12 protein-coding genes are annotated in these 25,701 nt (G+C 65.5%); 3 read left to right on the forward strand and 9 right to left on the reverse strand.

Annotation, left to right across the window (positions count from 1 at the left end):
* Positions 1–1,995: a beta-ketoacyl synthase N-terminal-like domain-containing protein gene (locus ACT2B0_RS16230; protein ID WP_473459232.1), complete on the forward strand. Its 1,995-nt coding sequence runs from the start codon at positions 1–3 to the stop codon at positions 1,993–1,995.
* A 58-nt stretch (positions 1,996–2,053) separates the two neighbouring features.
* Entirely contained in the window at positions 2,054–6,196 is a 4,143-nt protein-coding gene (locus ACT2B0_RS16235) for an SDR family oxidoreductase (protein WP_473459234.1), read from the forward strand.
* A gap of 212 nt (positions 6,197–6,408) precedes the next feature.
* Here ACT2B0_RS16235 and ACT2B0_RS16240 read toward each other — a convergent pair whose 3' ends face one another.
* From ACT2B0_RS16240 to ACT2B0_RS16250, 3 genes are all read right to left on the reverse strand, one after another.
* On the reverse strand, positions 6,409–14,928 hold the full coding sequence (locus tag ACT2B0_RS16240) for an SDR family NAD(P)-dependent oxidoreductase (protein ID WP_473459236.1): 8,520 nt from the start codon (positions 14,926–14,928) through the stop codon (positions 6,409–6,411).
* 341 nt (positions 14,929–15,269) lie between these two features.
* The gene (fabD, locus tag ACT2B0_RS16245; RefSeq protein ID WP_473459238.1) at positions 15,270–16,121 is read right to left on the reverse strand and encodes an ACP S-malonyltransferase; all 852 of its coding nucleotides are present in this window, start codon (positions 16,119–16,121) and stop codon (positions 15,270–15,272) included.
* Positions 16,122–16,314: 193 nt separating this feature from the next.
* Positions 16,315–17,199, reverse strand: a complete 885-nt coding sequence (locus tag ACT2B0_RS16250; protein ID WP_481658414.1) for a 4'-phosphopantetheinyl transferase family protein — start codon at positions 17,197–17,199, stop codon at positions 16,315–16,317.
* Between the two features lie 171 nt (positions 17,200–17,370).
* Between ACT2B0_RS16250 and ACT2B0_RS16255 the strand changes: the two genes are divergently transcribed.
* Positions 17,371–18,207, forward strand: coding sequence for an amidohydrolase family protein (locus ACT2B0_RS16255; protein WP_473459242.1), 837 nt, complete (start codon positions 17,371–17,373; stop codon positions 18,205–18,207).
* A 51-nt stretch (positions 18,208–18,258) separates the two neighbouring features.
* Here the strand turns inward: ACT2B0_RS16255 and ACT2B0_RS16260 are convergent, their stop codons facing one another.
* From ACT2B0_RS16260 to ACT2B0_RS16285, 6 genes are all read right to left on the reverse strand, one after another.
* Entirely contained in the window at positions 18,259–19,944 is a 1,686-nt protein-coding gene (locus ACT2B0_RS16260) for a beta-ketoacyl synthase N-terminal-like domain-containing protein (RefSeq protein ID WP_473459243.1), read from the reverse strand.
* An 88-nt stretch (positions 19,945–20,032) separates the two neighbouring features.
* The gene (locus ACT2B0_RS16265) at positions 20,033–21,076 is read right to left on the reverse strand and encodes a MupA/Atu3671 family FMN-dependent luciferase-like monooxygenase (RefSeq protein WP_473459245.1); all 1,044 of its coding nucleotides are present in this window, start codon (positions 21,074–21,076) and stop codon (positions 20,033–20,035) included.
* A gap of 108 nt (positions 21,077–21,184) precedes the next feature.
* Entirely contained in the window at positions 21,185–22,120 is a 936-nt protein-coding gene (locus tag ACT2B0_RS16270; protein WP_473459247.1) for a sugar ABC transporter substrate-binding protein, read from the reverse strand.
* The gene (locus ACT2B0_RS16275) at positions 22,117–23,112 is read right to left on the reverse strand and encodes an ABC transporter permease (protein WP_473459249.1); all 996 of its coding nucleotides are present in this window, start codon (positions 23,110–23,112) and stop codon (positions 22,117–22,119) included. Before ACT2B0_RS16275 ends, ACT2B0_RS16270 begins: the two co-directional genes overlap by 4 nt.
* On the reverse strand, positions 23,112–24,110 hold the full coding sequence (locus ACT2B0_RS16280; RefSeq protein ID WP_473459251.1) for an ABC transporter permease: 999 nt from the start codon (positions 24,108–24,110) through the stop codon (positions 23,112–23,114). The genes ACT2B0_RS16275 and ACT2B0_RS16280 overlap by 1 nt, the downstream gene beginning before the upstream one ends.
* Positions 24,107–25,606 (reverse strand): sugar ABC transporter ATP-binding protein, encoded by a 1,500-nt coding sequence (locus tag ACT2B0_RS16285; RefSeq protein ID WP_473459253.1) that lies wholly within the window; start codon positions 25,604–25,606, stop codon positions 24,107–24,109. The genes ACT2B0_RS16280 and ACT2B0_RS16285 overlap by 4 nt, the downstream gene beginning before the upstream one ends.
* Positions 25,607–25,701 lie beyond the last annotated feature (95 nt).

The following is a 25,701-nucleotide window of genomic DNA, read 5'->3' on the forward strand; positions in this document are numbered from 1 at the left end:
ATGCATCGCGCCATGCCCGCCGGCGCGTTCCCATCCATCTGGCGACGAGGTGTTTCGCATGGCACTGGTGAGCGGAAATCCGAAGGAACGGCACGGGTGAAGGAGTCCGTACGCGGCGGCGGCTCCGCAACCGGCAGCCAGCATCATGGCGCGCCGGTGCCGCATAGGGATCAGCATGGGCTCGACCCGGTCGCCGTGATCGGCATCCACGCTCGCTTTCCCGGATCCGTCTGCGAAACGCTCGACGAATATTGGCAAAACCTGGTCGACTGTCGCGACTGCGTCGGCGTGCCCCCCGATGACCGATTTGCGGCCGCAGCGGCGTCGCAAACGGGCTCCAGCGGCGTGCGCGAGGGCGGGTTCATCGGGAACGTCGATGCATTCGACGCCGCGTTTTTCGGCATTCAGGAGGAAGAAGCAAGGTTGATGGACCCTCTCCAGCGCCTGGCGCTGGAATCCGCCTGGCATTGCGTCGAGGATGCCGGCTACCGGGCGACCGATCTCAGCCGAGAAGAGACCGGTGTCTTCTTCGCGACCGGCAAGTCCGACTACGAGGAGCTTCTCTATCGCGATGGAACCGCCGTCCACGCCAAACTGGCGACGGGCGTGGCCACGTCGATCGTGCCCAACCGGGTCTCTTTCGCGCTCGGCCTTACCGGTCCAAGCCTGGCCGTCGACACCGCCTGTTCCGGCTCGCTGGCGGCGTTGCACCTGGCCGCGCAGGCGCTGCGCAATGGCGACTGCACGACGGCGATCGTCGGCGCGGTCAATCTCATCCTTCATTCAACGCTGTCGCTGTCGCTCGAGGAAGACGGCGCCCTGAGCCCCGACTGCCGCACGAAGAGCTTCGACGCGGCCGGCAACGGCTATGCGCGCGGCGAGGGGGCGGCATCGCTGCTTTTGAAAAGGCTCGATGACGCCGAAGCCGACGGGGATCACATCTACGGGTTGCTGATCGGTTCGGCGATCAGCCATGGCGGCCGCGCCAACTGGCTGACGGCGCCGAATGCGGTCGCCCAAAAACAGCTCATCGTGAAGGCCTGGCGACGGGCCGGTGTCGATCCGCGCTCGGTGGGCTACATCGAGGCGCACGGAACCGGTACGCCGCTGGGCGACGCCATCGAGTTCAACGCGATCAGCCAGGCTTACGGCGAGCTGGCGGCCGGCCAGGAGAGAGACGCGCAGCAGCGTTGCCGGATCGGCTCGGTCAAAGCCAATATCGGTCACGTGGAAACCGCTTCCGGACTGGCCGGTGTGGTCAAGGTGCTGCTGGCGATGAGGCACGGCAAGATCCCCGGCAACCCACATCTCAACACCGTCAACCCGATGTGCGACACCGACGGCACGCCCTTTCGCTTCGTACGCGAAACCGAAGACTGGCAGACGCCGCGCGGCCCGGACGGCAGCGCGGTCCCCCGCCGCGCGGCAATCAATTCCTTTGGCTTCGGCGGAGCCCTGGGACATGCGGTGCTCGAGGAACGCCGGGAAACGAACGCGGGCGCCGACAACCAGATCTCGTCCGCGCTCCCGGTTCTGCCGCTGTCCGCCAAGGACGAGGCCGGCCTGCGCCGCTATGTGCAAAGGCTGCACCGGTTCGTGAAGTCATTGACCGGCGAACCCGGTCCGGCGGACGATCAGAGGCCGGATTTCGACGATTTCGTCTACACGTTTCAGGTCGGACGCACCCCGTTTCCTGTCCGGTCGGCGCTTGTAGCGCAAGACTGGACAAGCCTGGCGGAGTTGCTCGCCAGATTGGACGCCGGCGACGAGGATTGCAACATTCTGCGCAAGGGACGGGCTCCGCTGCCTGCGGCGGCGCCGCGCGACGAACTCACGGAATCGACGGTGCGCTTCGCCCAACAATGGGTGGATGGCGAAAAAGTGGATTTCGCCAGCCTTTACACTCGCGGCCAGCGACGGCGCGTTTCCGCACCCGGCTATCCTTTCGCGCGCTCGCGCCTCTGGTACCACGCGAGATTGCAGCCCGTGGCTTGACTGGCGGAGGCCGCAGCAAGGGTCGACAGGTTCGAAAATCGGATGACGAGGCGAGGTGATGAACGCATTCGAAGGAATACACAGCGGCGGGGAAAGCCACGACCATCTGGAGGCGGTCAAGACGGTGGCGGCCGCGGTACTGGACATGCCGGCCAACGACCTCGATCCGGACGAGGCACTTGGAAATCTCGGCTTCGATTCCGCCTCGCTCAAACTCTTCTCGACGCGGCTTTCGGATCGCTTCGACATGCGCGTCGATGCCGTTTTGCTGTTTGCGCACCCGACGCTGCAGGCGCTGAGCGCATATATCGCCCAACAAAAGCCCGGCCGGACACGCCCGGAACAGCCGGAGCAAGCGCGCGCCGAGCCCGCCGCGCCGCAAACCGACCGCAGCCGCGACATCGCCATTGTCGGCCTGGCGTGCCGGCTGCCGGGCGCGGCGTCGAAGGAGGAGTTCTGGGCCAACCAGCTCGGCGCCAGGAACTGCATCCGCGAAGTTCCGAAGCGGCGCTGGGACTGGCGGGCCCTGTCGGGCGATCCGCTGCGCGATCCCGGCCGCACCGACGTCAGATGGGGCGGCTTCATCGAAGGCGAGGACCTTTTCGCGCCCGAGTTCTTTGGCATCTCGGTCTATGAAGCCGAACTCATGGACCCGCAGCATCGCCTGTTCCTGAAGACGGCGTGGGAAGCGATCTGGGATGCGGGCTACGACCCGAACGGGCTGGCTGGCCGGTCGGTTGGCGTGTTCGCCGGTGTCCAGTTCCAGGACTACCAGAAGCTTCTCGACCAGAAGGGGATGTCGAGCGCACAAATGTTGACCGGCAGCGCCCATGCAATGGTTGCCAACCGGGTATCGTTTCTCCTGGACGTGCATGGTCCCAGCGAGGCGATCGATACAGCCTGCTCGAGCAGCCTCGTCGCGCTTCACAACGCCGTTCGGGCCATCCGCAGCGGAGAATGCGATCTTGCCCTCGCCGGCGGCGTCAACCTCCTCCTGACGCCGGATCTGTTCGTGATGGGCCGGCAACTCGGCGTTCTGTCTCCGACCGGCCAGTGCCGCACCTTCGATGCCGGCGCGGATGGCTATGTGCGGGCGGAAGGCGTCGGCGTTCTCGTGCTGAAGCCGTTCGAGACGGCCGTGCGCGACCGCGACCACATTTACGGCGTCGTCAAAGGCACGGCGGTCAATCATGGCGGCAAGGCGGCTTCCCTCACCGCGCCGAACAGTCCCGCGCAGGCCGCCCTCGTCATGCGTGCGCTCAACGACGCAAAACTCTTACCGAGCGACATATCCTATGTCGAAATGCACGGTACCGGCACCGAACTCGGCGACCCGATCGAGATGGAGGGCGTGAAAGAGGCTTTCCGCACCTTGAGGAGACAAAGCGGCCAGCAACCGTCTGCCTGTGCCGTAGGTTCGGTAAAGACGAATATCGGCCATCTGGAACCAGCTGCAGGGGTTGCCGGGGTCATCAACGTGCTGCTTTCCCTGAAACACGGGGCTTTGCCCGGGCTTTCCAACTTCCGCAACCTCAATCCGCGTGTCGTGCTCGACGACGGTTTCGTTCTCCAGGCCGAAACCGGCCCCTGGCCCGCAAACGCCTCCGACGGAGCCCGCGCCGCCATCGTGAATTCCTTCGGCTTCGGCGGCGCGAATGCCTCGCTCGTCGTGCAGCAACATGTCGTGCCCGCATCCAGCCGGGATCGTGCCGGAGAGGTCTTTGTTCCGGTCGCGGCTTCCGATCCCGATCTCTTGAAGGCGTATGCCGCGGCATTGGCGCGCGTCGTTCGCAATCCCGAACACGGGTCCAACCTGGATTTCGAGCTCGGCGATATCGCCTTCACCCTGCAGCAGAGGAACGAGAACCGCCCCGCCCGCGCCGTCGTGCGCGCATCGTCGCGATCCGAACTGCTGCGCGGGCTCGACGCGATCGCGCTCGGTGAATCTCCGCCGGGAACCCTCGCGATGTCGGGATCGACGGCAGGTCAAACCTGGCCGGCGCACGTCGTGCGGTGGTTGGAGGGCGGCAGCGCCGACTGGCCGGACATTCCCGAAGCGCGGCGATTGCCGCTGCCGGTTTCGCCGTGGCCGGACCGGAGCTGTTGGTTCGAAGCGCGGCCGGCTGTGGAGGACGAGGACAGCCGCGAGCGGGCCGAGATGGCCTATCTGCAGCCCGGCTGGCGCGAGGCGGCCGCAGGGTCACCCCGGCCGCTCGACGAAAAATGCATCTGGGTGATCGGCCGCGACAACCAACAGATCGCTGACTTCACGCCGATTCTGCGCGGCATGCTTCCCCCGACGGCGAGACTGGTCACGTCGCTGATCGAGGGGCGCGCGGTCGCGCCCCAACCGTCGTTCGAAAACTGGAACGCCGAGAACGGCGCCCCGGACCTGATCGTCGTTCTGCCTGCCGGGGCGAATGCCGCGGAGCAGGCCGACGAGGTTCACATCCTGTTCGAACTGATAAAGGACCTGATGGAACGCTCCTTCGGCCGGCAGATCGACATCTTTCATGTCGCCCGCGGCGATTTCGGCGTCAGGCCCGCGGACGACGCTCTTCCGGCGCTGGCGAAATCCGCCTTCCTCGAAAACGAGCGACTGAGGGTCCATTCGCTCTATTTCGCCAACCTGAACGGGCAGGACTGGCGGCGCCTCGTGGCCCTCGAGCTCGCGGCGACACCAGCGACGACACCCCAGACCATCCGCTACGACGGCGCGCGCCTGGTCTACGGACTTCAGCCGGCATCGGTGCCCGAGCGGCAGGCGGGAGACGGCCTGTGGTTTCGCCACGACGGCGTCTATCTTTTTCCGGGCGGCGCCGGCGAACTGGGCTGCAGGCTGGTCGAGAGGCTGCTGCGCGAGGTCGATGCGACTTTCGTCATTACCGGCCGTTCACCGCTCGCCGGCGTCGTCAAGGATCGCGTTGACGCGCTGGCACGCAAGGCAGGCCGGTCCGACCGTGTGCTCTATGTCCAGTGCGACATAGCCGACCGCGCGCAGACGCAGGCGATGGTGGCCGACATTGTCGGCCGCCACGGACGCCTGAACGGCATCGTCAATTTGGTCACCGCTCACAACGACGCCTATATCTACAACAAGCAGTGGGAGGATTTTTCCGCGGTGATCGCGTCCAAGGTGGCAGGCAGCGTCAATCTGGACCTGGCCACCGCCGAACTGGACCTCGATTTTGTCGTCGCGTTCTCCTCGCTGGCGTCGTTGGGGTTTGCCGGAGGTGCGGACTATGCCTACGCATGCGCATTCCAGAACGCCTTCGCCAACTGGCGCAACCGCGAGGTCGCAGCCGGGCGGCGGCATGGGCGCAGCTACGCCGTCAGCTGGTCGCGCTGGAAGTGGGACAAATACGTCACCGAAGACGTCGATGCCTGGTTCCTGTCGCTCGGCTACCAATTCATGGATGCAGACACCGGCATCCGCGCCTTGCGCGACGTCATGGCACAGCCGGTCGCGGATATCCTGGCCATGTACGGCGACCGTGACCGGATCATGGGCCATCTCGATCCCGCAAGCGGATTGCTTCTGAAGCGGCGAGGCGGCGAGGCGGTTGCCGCGCCGGGCCAACAGACCCTGCCGCAGTCCCCCACCCCCCACGCGACCGCAGCATCGCCGGCCACGCCGGATCGTCATGCTGCGGCGACCGAGGCCGCCGCTCGACCGCCTCGAAGCGAATATGGCGATCTGGAGGGAGACCTCGTCGCGATCGTCTGCGAGTTGCTCAAGCTGGACGATCTCGATTCCCGGACATCGCTGCCGTCCGTGGGCCTCGATTCCGTCATGGCCATCCGGCTGATCATGCTCATCGAGCAGCGTCTGTCGAAATCGCTGTCGCCCAAGGAACTGCTCAGCAACCAGACGGTCGCCGAGCTTGCCGCGCACATAGGATCGACGGAAAACCGGCCCGAGGCGGCGGCGGCCAAGGACGATCTGGAAGAAGACCTCGTCACGATCGTTCGCGAGTTGCTCAAGCTGGACGATCTCGACCCTCAAACGCAGTTGCCTTCCGTGGGCCTCGATTCCGTCATGGCCGTCCGGCTGATCATGCTCATCGAGCAGCGGCTGTCGAAATCCCTGTCGCCCAAGGAACTGCTCAGCAACCAGACGGTCGCCGAGCTTGCCGCGCATATACGATCGACGGAGAGCCGGCCCAAGGCGGCGGCGGACCGGCGGGCATTGACCGCGTGAGCGCCGTTCCGGTCATCTTAAAACCGTTCTGCATTTCATTAAATCGCAGATCGGTTTTTGCTGATTTTCTTGACACGTTTCCGGACGCCGAGCCGGCGCCGACTTCGCCTGGAGACGCTTTATCGCCATAAGCCCGATCGGACGGCGAGCGCAGCCCGAGGGCGATGCCGGCGGCGGCACCTCCCTCCCTGCGGCAGAAATGGGCCGTCGCCTCACGCCGACTGCATGCCCTCGTTGAACATCCTGGCGCCATGCTGCCCGGTCTCGCCGTGCCTGTAGGATTCAGGAATGCGAACCACGATCTTGCCGACGCTTTGCCTCGAGGCCAGATGCCGATAGGCCTCGACGATCTCGTCGAACGCGAAGACTTTTCCGATCGTTGGCGACACGGTTCGGTTCGCAAGCAGGTCGAGACCGTCCCTCATATAGGCCATCGCGGCGGCCGGATTATCAAGCAGCAAGCGCCTCAAATCGAGACTGTGAAAGCTCTGGTTGTTGTTCATGACGGAAAGGTCCACCGATTTCGCCGATCGCAGCGCGGTCATGGCGAGTTCGACGTACCGCCCGCCGGATGACAGGCATCGGATCCCCTTCTGCAGGGCATCGTCCGGCAATGTGTTGATCACCACATCGACCCCCTTGCCGGCGGTGCGCCGCTCGATCTCGACCTCGAAATCGTTGTCGCGATAGTTGAAGACGTGATGGACACCGCGTTCCCGGAGAAGTGCGATCTTGTGGTCGGACCCGACCGTGGCGAATATCTCCGCGTCTCGATGTTTGGCCATCTGCACGGCGATGAGGCCGGTGCCGCCGGCGGCGGACTGGATCAGGATCCGCTCCCCTTTGCGCAGATCGGCTTTGCGGAAAGCGCCGACCATCGTCGATGTTGCGATGGGGAACGCGCTTGCCTCCTCGAAGGAGACCGAGTCGGGTTTGCGCAGCAATTGCGTCTCGCGGCAGGTGACGACGCTTCCCTGCCCGCCGAGCCGCTCCCCCATCACGGCGATCACCGGGTCGCCTACCGCGACCGTCGTGACCGCGCTGCCGACCGACGCGACGACGCCGCTCGCCTCGAATCCCGGGGTAAAGGGATAGCCGGGCATGGTGGGGTACATGCCGGAGACACAAAGCAGGTCTCCGAAATTCAACGAGAACGCGTGAACGGCGACATGGACCTGATCCGGCTCGAGGTCCGCGAGCGTGCCCTCGACCAGGCGGATATCATCGATCCGGCCGGGGTTCGTCAGAAGCACATGGTGAAATTTCAGCGGGCTCGTCTCTACCGAAACCGTCGGTCGCGACACGTCGGCGTGTTTCGGTTTGCGGCCACGCGCGAGGATGGCCTTCAATTCGACGACGGTGGCGGGGGAGGATTGGACATCCCGAGGCCCATTCCCGGCCGGCGGGACGATCGACTGACCGAAATCCGCGCAGATCTTCGCGCAAAGCCTGTCGACCGTGTTGAAATCGAAGATCGCGATCGTCGGCAGATCGATACCCAGCGCCTGGTTGATGTCGTTCACCAGCCCGACCGAAACGATCGAATCGAATCCGTATTCCGAAAACGGCCGGTCGCTCTCGATCCGCTCGCGTTTCATGCCCAGCGATTGCGCGACCTTGTCGAGCACCACGGCACGGACATGGTCCGCCTTCGTATCGCCTGCGGACCGGGCCGCGGCCTGCATTCCGATTGCCGCGTCAGGCATCGTTGCCTCAGGGTCGGCGTGCATCCGATCTTCGGCGGCCGCGGTCTCGGGTTGGAGTTTGCCGGCGAAGTCCGCGCAAATCTTCTCGCACAAGCGATCAACCGTGTTGAAGTCGAAGATCGCGATCGTCGGCAGATCGACACCCAGCGCCTGGTTGATGTCGTTCACCAGCCCCACCGAAACGATCGAATCGAATCCGTATTCCGAAAACGGCCGGTCGCTCTCGATCCGCTCGCGTGCCATGCCCAGCGATTGCGCGATCTTGTCGACCACGATCTCGCGGACATGGCTTTCGTTCGATCTCTCCTGCGGCGGGCGGGTCGCCGGGGGCGGCGGGACCGGCGCCACCTCTGCGCCACCGGCAGGCTCGATCCGCTGCTGGCGGACCACGCCATCGCTCTCCGCGACCACCACTTGCTGCCCCAGCCCGATCGCTTGCGACGCTGGAAACAGCACCGTCTTGAAGCCCTCGCCGATCAGAACGCGTCGCCAGGCATCGGCGGACAGGCAGGGCGAGCCCGACAGGCGTACGCTCTTGTCTTCCGACAGCCACCAACCTTCTAGAAGGCCGAAGGTCAGATGCAGGAACAGCGATTTCTCGACGATCTCGTTGAGCAGCAGCAGGCCGTTGCCGCGCAGGAGCGCCTTGGCATTGCGCAAGGTCCGCCGGATGTTGCGCGTGGCGTGCAGAACGTTGGTCCCGACGACGAGATCGTACTGACCGCCATCCAGGCCCTGGTCGGCGATCGGCTTTTCGACATCGAAGATCCGGGTCCGAAAATACGGGTTCTCCGCCCCGAAAACACGCTCGCCATGCGTAAGGAAGGCCCGTGAAAGGTCGGTATAGCAATAGTCGTCGATACGGTCCCGATACCCCTTCAGCCGCTCCAGGACCCGTGCGCTGGTGCCGCCGGTGCCGGCGCCGACTTCCAGAATGCGGATGCGCGCCGTCGGGTCCTGCGCGGCCCGCTGCTCGATGAAGCCGACGACCGTGGTCGCGACGATCTCGTTGAAGTAGTCGGCGACGGGATTGTCCTTGTAAAATCCCTCGACCAGCGCCATCGAGGCGTTCGGAAAGAGGATGTCCGTCGCCCGCGTCGCGCCGCTCAGGATGTCGGGCAAGGCACGCATGGTCTTGTCGAGGAGTGTGACATTGGCAGCCAGGGCCTGCTCCGACAGCCAGTGGCTCCGGTGCGCGTCCCACTCCCGCCAGGCCGCCGCCTCGTCCGCCTCCGGGCACGCCAGCCTCCAGTAGGCCTTGCCGTCGCTCGCGAGATAGTTGTCGTCGGCGAGGGCGGTCAGGCTCTCCGCCAGCCATCGCTCGTAGAGATCGCGAAGTCCCAACGCGGCCTTGATCCCGTCAAAGTCCGTGGGCGAGGCCGGAAATCCGAGCTTGCAGAGTTGGGCCCAGAGCAGCCGGCGCAGCAATCGTTCGATCTCTTCGAAACCCGCCGCCCTCTCTGGCCGCATCTCTTGCGCCTGTGTCGCGACCGAGGCTTGCAGCCCCGCAAGCGTCGACGGATACGCCGCCGGATTGACGCTCACCTCATCCGAGGCGACGCCATCTTCGGCGGCGAACGGCCGGGTCGGCTTCAGCAACACGACCTGATCTTGTGCCGCACGCAAAAGCAGTTCCAGCGCCGCCATGCTTTCCTCGGGTTCCAGCGACCCTTGCCCGAGCCGCGCCATGCGTTCGCGATACGCCTGTGAGGCGACGATGCCGACGGACCCCCAATAACCCCAGTTCATCACCTTGACGGCGCATGGCAGGTCCTGCGCCAGGCGATGGGCGAACGCATCCTTGAAGGCGCAGCCGGCGGCGTAGTTGCTTTGTCCCGGCGGCGCCTTGAAACTCAGCATCGACGAGAAGAACAGGGCGAAGTCGAGAGGGTCGCGACCGAACACCCGCGCCAGGTGAACGCTACCGTCGACCTTGACCGACAGCGCCTCCAGAAAGGCCGCTTCCTCCATTCTGGCCAGGCTGGAATCGTTGAGGACGATCGCCGAATGGACCACGCCATGGACCTGGCCATGCGCGCGCCTGACCAAGTCGTGCACCTGCCCGAGGGCCGCCTCGTCCGACGCGTCGGCAACATGATAGTCCGGCGCCGGGCCGAGTGCGGCAAGACGGTCGATCTTCGACTGGATCGCCGCGTTCTTGGCGCGCCGGCCGATCCAGATCACCTGCGCCTGATAGGTGCGGATCATGTACTCGCTCCAGACCTCGCCGATGCCGCCGGCGCCCCCGAGCACGACATAGACGCCACCGCGCCGATACGGGCTGGGGCCGGACCCCTCGAGCCGGCTGGGCAGCAGGACGCGGCGGTACCACTCGCCGTGCCGGTATCCCCACGGATTGCCGTGTCCGTCCGCAGGCATTCGCAGCACGGAGGCGACGGGCCAGTCACCGTCGCGGGGCATGTCGAGAAGACGAACCCGCCAGGTCGGATATTCCTTCGCCATCGAGCCTATCAGACCGTGCATACCGGCGTGGGTCGGATTCAACGCCTCGCCGCGTTCGATCGGCAGGGTTTGCGTCGTGACCACCGTCCATCCCAGCGGCCGGTCGCCATAGCCAAGTCCGAGCAGCGCCTTGATGAAGCGGAAACATTGTAGAACGCCGCGCCGCTGGCCTTCGACCACCGCCTCCCCCAACGGCTGGGCCGGCGGATCGTCCGGCGCGAGCCAGACGACGTGATCGATGGCTCCCCCCGCATGAAGCCGATCCTCGATCGCCTCCACGCCGGACGCCGGTTCGAGCTCGATCAGGCGCGCCTGCGGATAGAGGGCGCGAAATTCCGCCCTGCGCGCGGCGCTGCCGCCGACAATGGCCACCGCCGCAGAGGCGGTCGGCCACATGTCGCCGAGTTCGGGATCGGTCGTCTCCCACGCCGGCGTCAGCATCACGGCATCGCTATCGGCCGGCATCGTCGCGGGGCGCGTTTCCTCGCCCTGTCGCGCCGCCCGCATGGTAAAGCCGCGCAATGCCACGCTGGTTCGCCCGTCGTCGTCGCAAATATCGATATCCAGCTTGCGCAACGTCTGCGACGCATCGCGACCATCGCTGTCGCGCACCCAGGCCCAGCCGCTGGACGGGCTTGGGCCGAACACGGCAACCGCTTCCGCCGTGAAGGGCAGCGACAGGCCACCCTGTTGCGCCTGCGCGAAATCCAGCCCCAACGCCGCCTGCAAGGCGCCGTCCAGAATGCTCGGATGGAGCCCATAACGAGCCACATCATCCCGCACCGGATCGGGCAAAGCCAAGCGGGCGAGGACCTGTTTGCGTCCGTGCCGATCGGTCGCGACGGACAGTTCGGCCATGCTGCGCTGCGCCGCGCCGTAGTCCAGGCCGATCGCCCGGAACCGTTCGTAGCACTCCTGCGCCGGGATCGATGTCGACCGGCATTGCGCCCGCAGCGCCGCTATGTCGACGACCGGGGCTTCGCGCTCGGCCAAAGGCACGGCCCGCCCCTGGCAATGCAGAATGCGTTCGCCGTCCCGCCCCCCGGCAGCTTGGGTCGATACCTCCCACGCTATATCGGCCCCGTTGCGCGCCGACAGGCCGATCGCAACGTCCACCGCGCTATCGTCGACCGCGATCGACTGCGCCCACACCACGTCCTTCAGTTCGAGTCCCGCCCGCCACGACGCGTCCCGGCCCGACTGCGATACGGCCGCACGCGCCATCTCCAGATAGGCGACCGCCGGAAACACCCGCCGCCCTTGCACCACATGGTCGGAGAGAAAGAACTCGTCGCCGCAAAAGCGTGTCAGGAAGCGTTGGGCCGACAGGTCGGATATATTCGCTTGCAAAAGCGGGTGGGCAAGGCCGGCGCGCGCGGCGTCCAGCCCGTCCCCGGCAGGCTGGGTCTTGGTCGCGGTCGGTTTCGGCGGCAGCCAGTAGCGGTCCCTGGCGAACGGGTAGGTCGGCAGCGCCAGGCGGGCCGGCCTGTTCTCGCCACAAAGCGCCGCCCAGTCGAGCGTGACGCCCTTCACCCATAGCTCAAGCAGCCTCGCGTGCTCGCCGTTTTCGACCCATCTCGCCAGGTTTTCCCGAGGATCGGCGGCGACGGCGCCGTCTGCGGCCTCGGTGTTGCGGGCGACCCTGCCGCGCTGAAGGCCTTCGATCGCGGTCTCTCCGGCCAGGTAAGCGCGCAAGGTCGCTTCGAGCTCTGATATCGAGGCCGCGACGATCCCCAGGCGCATTTCCATCGGCTGGCGCCCGACCTGCAACGTGTAGGCAAGGCTCGCGAGCTGCTCGTCGCCCAGCGGGTAGGTCGCGATCGCATCGAGCAATTGCCGCGCGCGCTCCTTCAACCGCTCCTCGGTCTTGGCCGACAGCACCACCATCGCCGGCGCTCCGGTGTCCGCTGCGAGATCGGACGCATCGGCTGGTTCCACATATTCCTCGACGATGAGATGAGCGTTTGCGCCGCCGCTGCCGAACGAGCTGATGCCGGCTCGCCGCGGCAGCGCATCGCCGTCCCCGTCGCGCAACGGCGTCCAGGGCCGGTTCTCGCGCACGACGTAGAACGGCCCCTCGTCGAGCCGGATATGCGGATTGAGATAGTCGCAATGAAGGCTCTTGACCAGCGTTTGATGCTGCAGTTGCAGCAACACCTTCAACAGACCCGCCACGCCGGCCGCTGCTTCCAGATGTCCGATATTCGTCTTCACCGAACCCAGCCCGCAATAGGGCTCCGCCTGGGCGTGCCGGCAGTCGGCGAAGGCTTCGGTGAGCCCCCTGACCTCGGTGGGATCGCCCAGCGCCGTTCCGGTGCCGTGCGCCTCGACATAGGTGATGGCGTCGGCCGGCAAATCGGCGCGGGCGAGAGCGCGCCTTACCAGTGCCGCCTGCCTGACATTGCTCGGCACGGTCAGACCCGCGGTCTGCCCGCCATGGTTGACCGCCGTTCCGGCGATGAGCCCGTGAATGCGGTCGCCGGCGGCCAGAGCCGCGTCCAGCGGCTTGAGCAGGAACATGACGCCGCCCTCGCCGCGAACATAACCGTCCGCGGCGCGGCCGAACGTCTTGCATCGCCCGTCCTTGGACAGCATGCCGGCCGAATAGAACGCGACGCTGGTGGCCGGATGGCACATGATGTTGACGCCGCCCACCAGAGCCTGGTCGCACATGCCGTTCTTGATCGCCGAGACCGCCTCGTGCACAGCGACGAGCGAGCTGGAACAGGCCGTATCGACCTGGATGCTCGGTCCGTTCCAGTCGAAGAAATAGGAGATGCGGTTGGCAAGCAGGGCGACGGATGTCGACAGTCCGAAATGGCCGTCAATATGCTCGAGCTGCTCGCTGCACAGGCGCAACTGATAGTCGGAGCCGCTCGCCCCGACATAGACGCCCGTGTCGGTCCCGGCCAGCGCATGCGCCGAATACCCGGCGTCCTCGACGCACGACCAGGCCAGTTGCAGCATCAGTCGCTGTTGGGGATCGAGTGTGGCGGCATCCTTTGGAGAGATGCGGAAAAACAACGGGTCGAACTCGTCCACGCCGTGGATGAAGCCGCCCCGGTCGATGCCGCGATGCGTGTCGCTCGGGTCGATCCCGGCGGGCCAAGCCCATCTGCCGGCAGGCATCCGGCCGACCATGTCCTTGCCGTCGCGCAATATCTCCCAGAAGCTGTGCCTGTCCTCGACCCCCCCCGGCAGCCTGCACGCCATGCCCACGATCGCGATCGCGTCGCCTTTTGCCGTAGGTGTCTTGCGTCTTTCGGCTGGCGGGGAACCGGCGGCCGGCGAAGCGCTCGCCTGCGGGGTCTCTGGGAGCTCGGCTCCCTCGTTGTCGGGTTCCTGCGGAAGCCGCTCCGCCAGATGCGTGGCGATACGCTCGCACGTGCCGTGCTCGGCGAAGAACGTCGCCTCCAGCCGTACGCCGAAGGTCGCGCGTATGCGCTCCCGGAGGTCGAGCAGGTCCGCCGAATCCATGCCGAGCTCGAACAGGGGTCGCGCGACGTCGATCTGCGCGCCATCACCGGCGTTGAGGATCGCCGCCACGGTCGTGGCGATGAAGGATTCGATCTCGCTCACGCCGACCGGGACCGCCGTTGCGGCGGCGTCGACCGACAGTTCCTTGCGCTGCCGGCACCCTTCATATCTGACCAGGACGCCAAAGCCGCTATTTTCGTCATCGCGCGGCCGGTAGTTCGCAACCAGCCTTTCGATTCGGGCGCCGTGCATTTCGTGAAAGCGAAGCACGGTGTCGACAAGCCGCCCCTGTTCGTTCCGCAGCCCGATATAGCGGGACATGTCCACGCCCTCGTGCTTGGCGTAATCCTTGCAGCGCGTCACACCGATGACGGCGTCTATGCCCGGCGTGGCCGCGCAGTACTGAAGCATGAATTCCAGAAGCTGATCGCCATAACTCCTGTCCTGCATTTCGGGCAGAACGTTGAGCGCCAGCAGCAGCGCCAGCGGGCCGGCGTCGTCGTGCAGCTTGCCGACCGTGAACATCGTCGAATCGCCGAAATCGTCGTTCACGACACGTTGCGAGTAGACGGCGCCGACGAGACCGCGTTCGTTTTCAAGCACGAGCTGGCCGGCCGGATGGCGGGTCAACCGGCCGCGGATCATGGCCGAGGAGGCACGGCTGCCGACCGCCCAACATGATTTTTCCAACGCCGCCAATGTCGGCAGGTCGGCCTTGGCGGCAAGACGAACGCTGTAGTCGCGATGCCTGAAGCGCACGGCCGAGAACGCGTCCGTATCCGCCATCTGCCCCAATTCGAACGCCGGACCGGCATCGGGAAAAACCCCGCCGCCCCCCAGCGCCAGCAACAATCGTTGCGGATCCCGCATCCAAGCGATCGCGCAAGACGGCTCCAAAGCGGATTGCTGGGCCAGAACGGTCAGGCCGTGCCGCTTCAGCGACGTGCCAAACGAGCCGGCATCGAAGAGCAGGCTTGCCGCCGCCATCGCTGCCGCGTCGGGTTCCGTATCCACGGCCGGAGCATGGATATAGGCAGCGTTTTCGAGATCCGTAACGCCGAGCGCGGCCAGTTGTTCTGCAAGCATCGCACCGCTGTCGCAGAGACCGGGGACAACGCGAGCGGAGGAACCGGCATGGTCGGTGTCGGGGTCGGGGTTCAAGCCGATCAGCATCGGCAACGAACGGGGTGGCAGGTGCCGATACTCGGAGCGCAACGCCCGCTCGAGTTGACCGGATAATGAGCCTGCGCCGAAGCCGATATCGACGATGTATTTCGGAGCGCCGTCCCGGAAGCACTGGTCCAACAGCAACCGCGCCGGAGCTTCAGCGATTTTCGTTGTGGATGTGTTTGCCATCGTCTCCCACCGTGCGGGTTCGCCAAGGCGGCACAGTCGCCCGGCCGCGGCCGCGACTTGCCTGGAACGTGTCAGTGAACCTGTGCGACGAGCTTCGTCAGAACGTTACCCGGTCCGACTTCCCTGAATTCGGTCACGCCGAGGCGCCTTAGATGGCGAACCGTGTCCTGCCACCTGACCGGGCTGGTGATCTGTCTCACCAACAGATCCTTGATCGCCGCGGAACCGTTTTCGGCCGGATAAGGCTGCGCGGTGACGTTCGACATCACGCCGACGCGGGGTTCGCCGAAAGAGAAATCCGCCAGGGCAAGGCGAAACGCGTCGGCGGCATCTTGCATGTAACGCGAGTGGAAAGCGGCGCTGACCGGCAGCGGAATGAACATGTCGACATGCGGCTTGAGTGCCGTTTCAGCGGCCTCGATATCCGGTTCGGGACCGGAGATGATGGTTTGGCTTGGCGAATTGTGGTTGGCGATGTCGATCGTGGACAACGCATGATCCTCGATCAATCCGGCGAGCGTTTCGGCATCCGGGCCGATCACCGCGGCCATGGCGCCGCCGCGCGCCTGCCCCATGAGTTCGCCTCTCTTCTTGACGAGCCTGAGCCCGGTGTGAAAGTCGAACACGCCGCTGGCGAAAAGCGCGTTGAACTCCCCCAGGCTGTGACCCGCGACATAGGATGGAAGCCCGTTCTCACGCATGGCGCGAAAATAATGCAGGGCGTTGACGACATAGAGCGCCGGCTGCGTGAACTGGGTCTGTCTCAGCCGGCCGTCCCGATCCTCGAGGCACAGGGCGCGAATGGAATAGCCGAGAATCTGGTCGATTTCGCCCTCGAGCCTGCGGAATTCGTCGTGCTCGAACCACTCGCCTCCCATGCCGCGATGCTGCGAGCCCTGCCCCGGAAAGATAAATGCTTCCATGTCCGCGTGACCTTCCTTCCTCCGTCCCGCCGCCACGGCAAATCAGCCGGCTCGTGTTTGGCGCCCCCCTTGCGACCGTTTGCGCCGGAGAGGCATTGCTCCAATCGACGGCCCCGCAGCCCGCCGGCATGCGCCTGATCGTTTGTTATTTTAATATAATAGAATGCGTCGAACAAGTCGGGCACGGCCCGGATCATCGTTTTTGACCTTCACCGTCGCCAGATGCGGCTTGCCCGCGCTCACCCCAGGAGGGCAGGTTGATCGGTTGCGCCCGTCTGAGCACGAGATCCGGCTCGACGGATGTCGAGACCGCGATGCCGAGGGCGTAGCCCATCAGCTGAAGGCTGCGAAACGTCCAGCGCCAAGGATTGTCCGCGATGGCGTTTGTGAAATGCACAGCCGGCCGCACGCCATCGACGTCGAACCAGACGCCCTCGACCGGCAGCGACATCCCCAGGCCCCGCGCCTTTAGGTAGGCTTCCTTCAGTGTCCACAGCGTGAAGAAGAACGCACCGCGCCGATCGTCCGCCAATGCATCAAAACGGGCTTGTTCCGGTGGCGCGAGGACGCTTTTCGCCAGGTCGTCGACAGGGCCCGCTCGGGCGCGATGTTCGACATCGACGCCCAGTTCGGCGACGCCGCCCACTGCGCAGACGACCATGCCGTGGGTGTGAGAGAGGCTGAAATGCAGATCGCTGACGCCGTGGCAATCGGCGATATAGGGGCGCCCATGGCGATTGGTCGCAAAGCGCCAGTCCCTCGGCGCGATGTCGCGATAGCGCGACAGGCTGGTGCGCACGAGGCCCCGCACGGCGAGAAATTGTTGGCGGGCCGATTCCGCTTTGAAAAACTCGTGACGCTGCCGCTCCTCGCGGCTCAGGAGTTGCAGGCAGTCGGCTTGTTCCGCCGGCGAGAAATGGTCGAGCGGCACGTACCATAGGTCGATGCGCGTCCGGCGCGATGGCGCCGCGGCCAGGTCGTCGGCCCGGCACGAACCGCCGGCGAGAGCTGAGGCATGGCTGCGCAACGCCGTACGACCGCGATCATCAAGCCTGCAAAGCGGGGTGCCGCTGCTCATACTCGCCCCTCCTTCCATAGTGTCGTTAGAGAACGAATGGAAATCACCGGTTCAAAAGAATAGAATACTAGTATAATGATTGGGTCAAGCGAGGCGGGCCCGGGCAAAACTGCCCCTCCGCCGGCTTTGCCCGGCCGGGCCACCTGACGGCACCAGAATGAGGACATCACAATGATCGTCGACGCGCATCATCATCTGTGGAAGCCGGCGCGCAACGATTATGACTGGATGCGCGGCGCACCCGACATCCTGTTGCGCGATTACCTTCCCGATGATCTGGCGCCTGCGCTGCAGCGGTTCGGCGTGGTGAAAACCATCGTCGTGCAGGCGGCCCAAACGCGGGCCGAAACCGACTTCCTGCTCGACCTTGCCGGAAACACGGATTTCATCGCCGGCGTGGTCGGCTGGCTCGACCTGGAAAGCGACGATTTCGGCGCTCAGCTGTCGATCTACCGAAACAGGCCGAAATTCGTCGGAATCCGGCCGATGCTGCAGGATCTGCCCGACGACGACTGGATTGTGCGGCCCAAGGTGATGCGCAGCCTTGAGGCGATCGCCAAAGCCGGCATCGCGTTCGACTTCCTCACCTACCCGCGCCATCTCGGCCATGTCGCCACGGTGCTGGAGGAAATACCGGGGCTGCGGGCGGTGATCGACCACCTGTCGAAACCACCGATCGGTTCCGGCGAACTGGATCCCTGGCGGGCGGCGATCGAGCGTGTGGCCCGCTTCGAGAACGTCTACTGCAAGCTCTCCGGGCTGATTACGGAAGCGGACCCGGCAGACTGGCGCGTCTGCGACCTGCAACCCTATGTTCATCACGCGGTCGCCTGTTTCGGACCGGAGCGGCTGATGTTCGGCAGCGACTGGCCGGTGTGCCGGTTGGCCGGCGAATATGGAGACGTGCTTGCGGCGACGATGCGCGCCCTGCCCGCCGAGCTGAGCGCGGATGCGAGGATCTTCTCCAGCAACGCGGCGCGATTTTACGGGCTGAAACCGAGCGATTGAGGGCGCAGCGGCACCGGTCGCGTGGCTCGATAGTGCCATGAACGGGGCGGTTTATTCGGCGCGGACTTTGGGCAGGGGGAAGTAGCGGCGGCGCAGCGGCGTCGGATCGATCGCCGTGCGTCGCCCCGCCTTCAGGACCTCTCCCCAGTCGAGCGTTTCCCCGGCAAGCCAGTGCTTCAACGCCGCGCCGACCCGTTCGTCCGCGCCGACCCCGGCATCCTCCGCGTTCTCAAGACGCTCCGCGCCCCGCGCGAGATCGCAGAGCCGCATCGCGAGTTCGTCCCCCGATGAAACCAGAAGCGCTCTCCGGCACGCGCGATGGGTTCTGCCGGCGGCGAGGGTGAAGGCGAGGTCGGCGAGCGATACCGACGCCTCGCGGTCAAGCCATTGCAGCAGCCGCCCGGCCTGCTCGCGCAGATCGTCCGCCTTGTCGCCGGAAAGCAGAATGGGAAGGAGTCCCGGCGCCGTGTCGACAGCGGGCGGGCGCGGCGGTTCGCTCAAGACGATGTGGGCATTGCATCCGCCCAGCCCGTAAGCGTGAACGGCGGCCGTGAAAGCGGCCCGCCCGGTCATCGCCGAAAGCTCCCGAACCGCGATGTTCTCGGTCAGGATCCGGCAAGCGCCGGGGCGTAGCTCCGTGTCTTCCACGATGCCGCGATGGCCGCGTGTCGCCGGCACCACCCCGTGCCTGATCGCCATGACGATCTTGATGATCTGAGACATGCCGCCGGCCGCCTCGAGGAAGCCGATATTGCCCTTCACCGAGCCGACGCGGACACCCTCGGCAAAGACCGCCTGAAACGCCAGCAATTCGCTGAGATCGCCGCCGCCGCCGTTCCCGTGCGCCTCGACATAGCCGACCTGCCGCGGATCGATCCCGTGGCGGCGATAGGTGCGGCGGACCAGATCGGCCTGGGCGGAGGCATCCGGCCGCGTGAGACCGCCGGACGAGGCACCCTGATGATTGACGCCGTTGGCCAGGATGAGGGCATGAATGGTGTCGCGGTCGTCCAGCGCCGTCTCCAGGGGCTTGATCACCAGCGCGGCCACGCCCTCGCCCAGCACCTGCCCGCCGGAATCGCGGTCGAACGGGGCGCATTCCCCCGACGGGCTGAGCAGGCCGAGTTCCTGCAGCATCACGAGCCTGCTCGGTTCCAGGAGCAGGCTGACGGCCCCGACGACGGCCTGTTCGCACTCGCCGTTGCGGATCGCCTCGACCGCGCGGTGGACGGCGACGAGGGCGCTGGAGCACGCAGTGTCGACAATCTCGCTCGGCCCGCGGAAATCGAAGACGTAGGAAATCCGGTTGGGCACCAGCGAGCGGGCGCTGCCGGCGGCGAGATAGATACGCGAAATCTCGTCCCAGTCTCCGGCACGGGCGTAGAATTGAAAGTCCTGATTGTACATCGCCACGAATGTGCCGGTCGAGCGGCGCCGAAATTCCTCCGGCGCATATCCGGCGTTCTCGATCGCGAGCCAGGCTTCCTCCAGCATCAGACGCTGATGCGGATCGATTGTCTCGGCTTCGCGGGGAGACAGGCGGAACAGGCCGTTGTCGAAGTCCAGGACGTCGTCCAGCGCCCCCACCTTGGGCACGGCGATCCGGTCGTTGCCGCACCAGGTCCATCGCTCGCGCGGCGGTGGCGAAAAAAGGTCGGCCCCGCCGATCAGGGAACGGTGATACGCTTCCGCCCCCCGGCTGCCGGGGAAGCGGCACGACATGCCCACGATTGCCATCGGCGAACGCGCACGGCCCGCGACACCGCGCGGCGCGATGTTGTCCCCAAGCGCTTGGTCGGCAGCCGCCTGCATGTCGCGCGCAAGCCTACGCGTCGACCGGCTCGAAGCTTCTCTTGAGCTCGGCCAGGTAGGGGAGATTCGCGCGGATGTCGGCGAGAGACGGACCGTAGTCGAGCAGGCACGCGATCTCGTCCACCCCCGCCGCGGCAGCCGAGAGGGCGAATTTCCGCGTGTCGCCGACCGTCCCGAAAAGTGCTGCCGTGTTGAAGTAGCGTTCGAACGAATATTCGGCCATGTCGTCGATCTCCGCCGGAGAAAGTTGCCGGCCGACATCGACGGCCTTGCCCTGGAGATGACTCGACAGGCTGGTCTTGATGTATTGCAGGAAAGGCCCACGCACCGCGCCATGCACGACGTCGATGTTGTCGTGGACGAACGTGTGCAGCATCAGCGTCACCGTGCCGGCGGCGGGATCGTGGCCGGCTTCCTCGCGGCCCTGCCGATAGAGCCGAACCTTGTCCGCGAGCTGCTCGAGCGAAATCCCCGCCAGCATGGTGAGGACGTTCATCCCCAGTTCACCCGCCTTGCGGAAGCTTTCCGGCTGCTTGGACGCCGTCAGCCAGAGATTCGGCTCGGGCTGAACGGGTCGGGGATAGGTAACGATCTCCGTCGGCACCTGGTCCCCGTTCGGATAGGCGACCCGATGACCTCGCCAGAGCCTGCGGATCTCGTCGATACGCTCGAGCCAGATGTTGCGCAGATCCGCGTAGGAGGATGGCGAGAGCACGAAATCGTTGACGTTCCAGCCGCTCGCCAGCGCGAGGTCGACACGCCCGTCGGAGAGGTGATCGACCACAGACCAGGATTCCACGATCTCGGCTGGATGATGCAGCGGCACCACCACGCTGCCGGCCCGCAGGCGGATATTTTCCGTCACCGCCGCCAGATAGGCCGCGACGACGGCCGGATTGGGATAGATGCCGCCAAGTGTATGAAAATGGCGCTCCGGCATCCACACCGCCTCGAAACCGTGCCGGTCGCCGTAGCGGGCGATTTCCGAGATGACGGCGTAAGCGCCGCCGGCTTCCTCGGGATAGGAATTCGAGAAGCACATGAGGCTGAACTTCATGGTCGCTCTCCGATTGCTTCGCCGCCCGCTGGCGCGGCAAGCGTCTTTGGCATCGCGCGCTACCGCCGACGCGGCCGGCCCGGACGGTCCGGGCCGGCCGTTTGAACGTCAGAACGCCGGCTCGACCGACTCCACGTTCTCCTTGGTCACGACGGTCAGCGGAATCGGCAGTCGGTCCTTGACCTCCTCGCCATCGAGGATGCGCGCCATCGTCTCGATCGCCAGCCGGCCGTCCTCGACCGGCGACTGGACGATCGTCGCGTGCATCTCGCCGGTGCGGATGGACTCGAAGGCATCCTTCTGGCCGTTGATGCCGACGATCGGCGGGGTCGGCTTGGACGGATTGGCTTCCTTCCAGGCATCGATGAAACCGCGCGCCATGGTGTCGTCATTGGCGTAGACGCCGTCGAGCTCGTCGCCGAAACGGGTGATGAGGTCGCGGCTCACGACCAGCGCCTTCTGCTGGTCGAAGTCGGCATTGACCGTGTCGAGCACCTTGATACCCGAACCGATTTCCTTGAGCCGGTCCTCGAAGCCGCCGACGCGGCCGATCGTGGTGCCGTTGCCCGCCTGCCCGGCGATGATGACCAAGGAACCCTCGCCGCCAAGCGCCTCGTTGAGCGCGTCCGCGGCCATTTCGCCCTCCTCATAGACGTCCGGTCCGGTGAAGGATGTCACGAACGGTTTCGCCTCCTCGCCCATCGGCGAGTTGATGAGAATGGCCGGGATTTCGGCTTGCTGGGCGCGCGCCAGCCCGGGGATGTAAGCCTGTGGATCGAGAGGCCACAGGATGATCCCGTCAACGCCGCGCGCCACGCATGTGTTGATCTGTTCGGTGCCCTTCTGGACGTCGAAGTCCTGGCTGAGGCTCAGGATCTCGATCTGCAATTCCTTGGCGCGCTCCTGAAGCGCCTCGTTGGCCGGCGTCGCATAGGCATGCGAGTCGGCCGCGTTTACGTAACAAACCGTCTTGGCCCGCGCCAAGCCGGTCGATGCCAGCATGGCCACAGCGGCCACGTACAACAAATTCCTCTTCCCAATCATGCGCTTCCTCCCTGTTTGATTGGATTGCCTTGAACGAGCGAAGGACGGCTGGCCGTGGCCTTCCGCCTGGTATTGACGGTGCGGTCGAGCACGACGAGCAGGATCAGGATGAACCCCGAGACGACCTGCTGGACGTAGGCGGGCACCGACTGGAACTCCATCGCCACCGTTAGCGCGCCGATGGTGAGCACACCGCCCAGCGTGCCGAGGGCGGATCCCTTGCCGCCCTCGATCCGGGTCCCGCCGACGACGACGGCCGCGATCACGGTCACGATCAGAGTGGAGCCGAACACGGGCGAGCCGGTGTTGGTCACCAGGCTTTGCAGCACCCCGGCGAGGCCTGCCAGCGTGCCGGCAAAGACGAAGCCGAAGAAAAGGATGCGCCCGGACGCGATGCCGCTTTCCTCCGCCGCCACCGCATTCGACCCGACGGCGAAGACGTTACGCCCCGGTATCGTGCGCGTCAGCCAGAAATGAAGCAGCAGGATGAAGGCCACGAACAGCGCGCTGCGAACCGTGAAAATGTCCAGGTAGATCTGGGCCAGGGCGAGCGAGAACATGATATCGGTTCCCGTCACCGGCTGGCTGTCGGTGATCCAGTGCGCGATGGAGCGGAAGATCAGCATCGTGGCCAGCGTGAGAACGAGCGAATGCACCTTCAGGCCGACCACCAGGGCGCCGTTGATCGCACCCGCCACCATGCCCACGACGACGCCCGCCGCGGCGGCCGGCAGGATGCCGAGCTGCGGCTGCAGCATGATCGACACAATGCCTGCCAGTGCGAACACCGAACCGGCCGAAAGGTCGATCTGGCCGGCGATCAGCAGGACCGTGAGGCCGATGGCGATCAGGCCGATCGTGGCGGCACGGTCGAGCCCGAGGCTGAGCGTCGTGGCGCTCACATAGCCGGGCACGAGCATCGCCGAAACGATCAAAGTGAGGCCGAGAATAATTCCGACCCTGTACTGCAGGGCGAGCGAGACGTACCGCATCACGCGCCTCCCCGCTTGCGCAGCGCGGCATCCATGCCGACGGCGCAGACGATCAGCGTCCCGAGCACGAAACCCTGCACCGGCGTGCGAACCCCCTCCAGCACCATCACATTGGTCAAGAGCTGCACGAAGACCAGGCCGGCGATGGCGCGGGGAACCGAACCGAAGCCGCCGATGATCGAGACCCCGCCGACCACGACCGCGGTGATGGCGCTGAACTCGTAGCCGGTACCGACCAGCGGACGGGCGCTTTGCAATGTCAGCCCGAGCAGGCCGCCGCTGACGCCGGCCGCCAGGCCTGTGATGACGAACGCGCCCGCCTTGACCGCGCGAACCGGTACCGCGCTCGCTTCGGCGGCGCTGTAATTTCCGCCCGTGGCCAAGGTCCACCGGCCCCAGAAGGAACGTGACAGGAGGATATGGCCGACGACGGCGATGGCCGCGAAGATGAGCGCGACGACGGGGATGCCGAAGAGCCTGCCCTTGACCAGTTCGGCGGAGGCCGGGTTGGTACCGTAGACGATCACCCCGCCGACCGCGGCTTGGACGATGCCCAGGCCGATCGTTCCCACCCCCAGCGTGGCGATAATGGGATTGACGCCGAAATAGCCCACCAGGACGCCGTTCAAGAGCCCGATCGCACCGGCCAACGCAACCGCGACCACGAATGACGGAACCGGTCCGATCATTGGCTGAAGACCGAGGGAAAGGATGGCGCCGCAGGCGATGGTCGCCGGAACCGAGAGGTCGGCGAGCCCGCCGACGACGAGCACGAACGTCATGCCGACGACCACGATGCCGACGATCGACATCGAGGTCAGCACGTTGAGGAAATTCCCGGTGGAGAAGAAGGCGGCGTTGGCGATCGAGCCGTACAGCACCACCGCGAGGATAGCGATCAGCAACCCCGCCTTGGACAGCGCGTCCACAAACTTGCTGCCGCGTGTGAAGCGGTCGCCGGACTTCATGCGTGCGATGTCTACAACCCCGTCGGTCATGCGACCTCCTCGCCCGTCGCCAATGCCATGATCCGCTCCTCGCTGAGCGCCTTGCGATCGAGCGGCGCGGAGGCGTGACCGTCCCGCATCACCACCACCCGGTCGCAGACGCCGAGAACCTCCGGCAGTTCCGACGAGATCATGAGAACGGCCATGCCCTCGGCGACCAACTGGCCGATAATGTTGTGGATTTCCGCCTTCGCGCCGACGTCGACGCCCCTCGTCGGCTCATCCAGAATGAGCACCGACGGCTTGGCGGCCAACCATTTGGCGATCACCGCCTTCTGCTGGTTGCCGCCCGACAAGAGATTGATCCGGCGCTCGCCGTCCGGCGGCGAAATCGCGAACTGGGATACGTACTGGCCGGCGAGCGCGCGGTCGGCGCCACGGCTGATGCAACCCAGCTTGCTGAGCTGCCGCAGGATCGGCAGGCTGATGTTCTCGCGCACGCACATCGCCGGAACGATGCCGTCGCCCTTGCGGTCCTCCGGCACATAGGCGATGCCGGCTCTGACCGCGTCGGACGGCGATCTGATGGCCGGCTCGCGCCCGCCGAGCCGGACCGTGCCGCCGGTCAGTTGGGACAGGCCGAAGATGGCGCGCGCGACTTCGGTGCGTCCCGCGCCGACCAGCCCGGTCAGGCCGAGGATTTCGCCGGCCCGCACGTCGAAGCTCACATCGCGGAAATGCGCGCCGTCGCTGATGTTCTCCACACTGAGCACCGGGGCGCCGATGGCCGCGGGACTCTTCGGGAAGACATTGCTCACTTCCCGCCCGACCATCAGGCTGATCATTTCGGCGGCGGTTATGCCCTCGATCGGCCGGGTTTCGATCATGCTGCCGTCGCGCAGCACGGTCACCTCGTCGGCGATCTGCAGAACCTCCTTGAGCCGGTGGCTGATATAGACGATGGCGATCCCGTCGTCGCGCATCTTGCGCAGGATCGAAAAAAGCGCGGCGGTCTCGTGTTCGCTGAGGCTGGACGTGGGCTCGTCGAGCACGATGATGCGGGGATCGGCGGCATAGGCCTTGGCGATTTCGACCAGCTGCTGCTGGCTGATCGACAAATTGCCCAGCCGTTCGCGCGGGTTTATCGCCGCGCCCAGCTCCTCTAAAACGGCGGTCGCCCTGGCGATCATCTCGCGCCGGCGCAGCAACGTCCACTTTCCCGGCATGCGGCCGAGATAGACGTTTTCCGCTACGCTTAGATCCGGAACCAGGTTGATTTCCTGATGCACCATCCGCACGCCGAGCGCCTGCGCGTCGGCGGGGCGGCGCATGCGCACCTCCGTACCGCCGACCCTGATCGTACCGCTCGTGGGCGGATAGGAGCCGTTCAAAACCTTCATCAGAGTAGACTTGCCGGCGCCATTTTCTCCCACGACGGCATGGACACTGCCGAACTTTACGGAGAAGTTGACGTTGGACAGCGCCTTCACGCCTGGAAACGTCTTGGTGATCCCCTTCATGTCCAAGGCGCAATGAGCGTCTGTCATGTCCGGCTTGGTTCCTCCCTGGCAGAACCGGTCGCTGCCTCCACAACGACCGCGTGTATGTTATGTTAGTATAACAGTTCTTTCAAGCGGCTGCT

This window comes from Nitratireductor sp. J20-h4 (assembly GCF_056780505.1).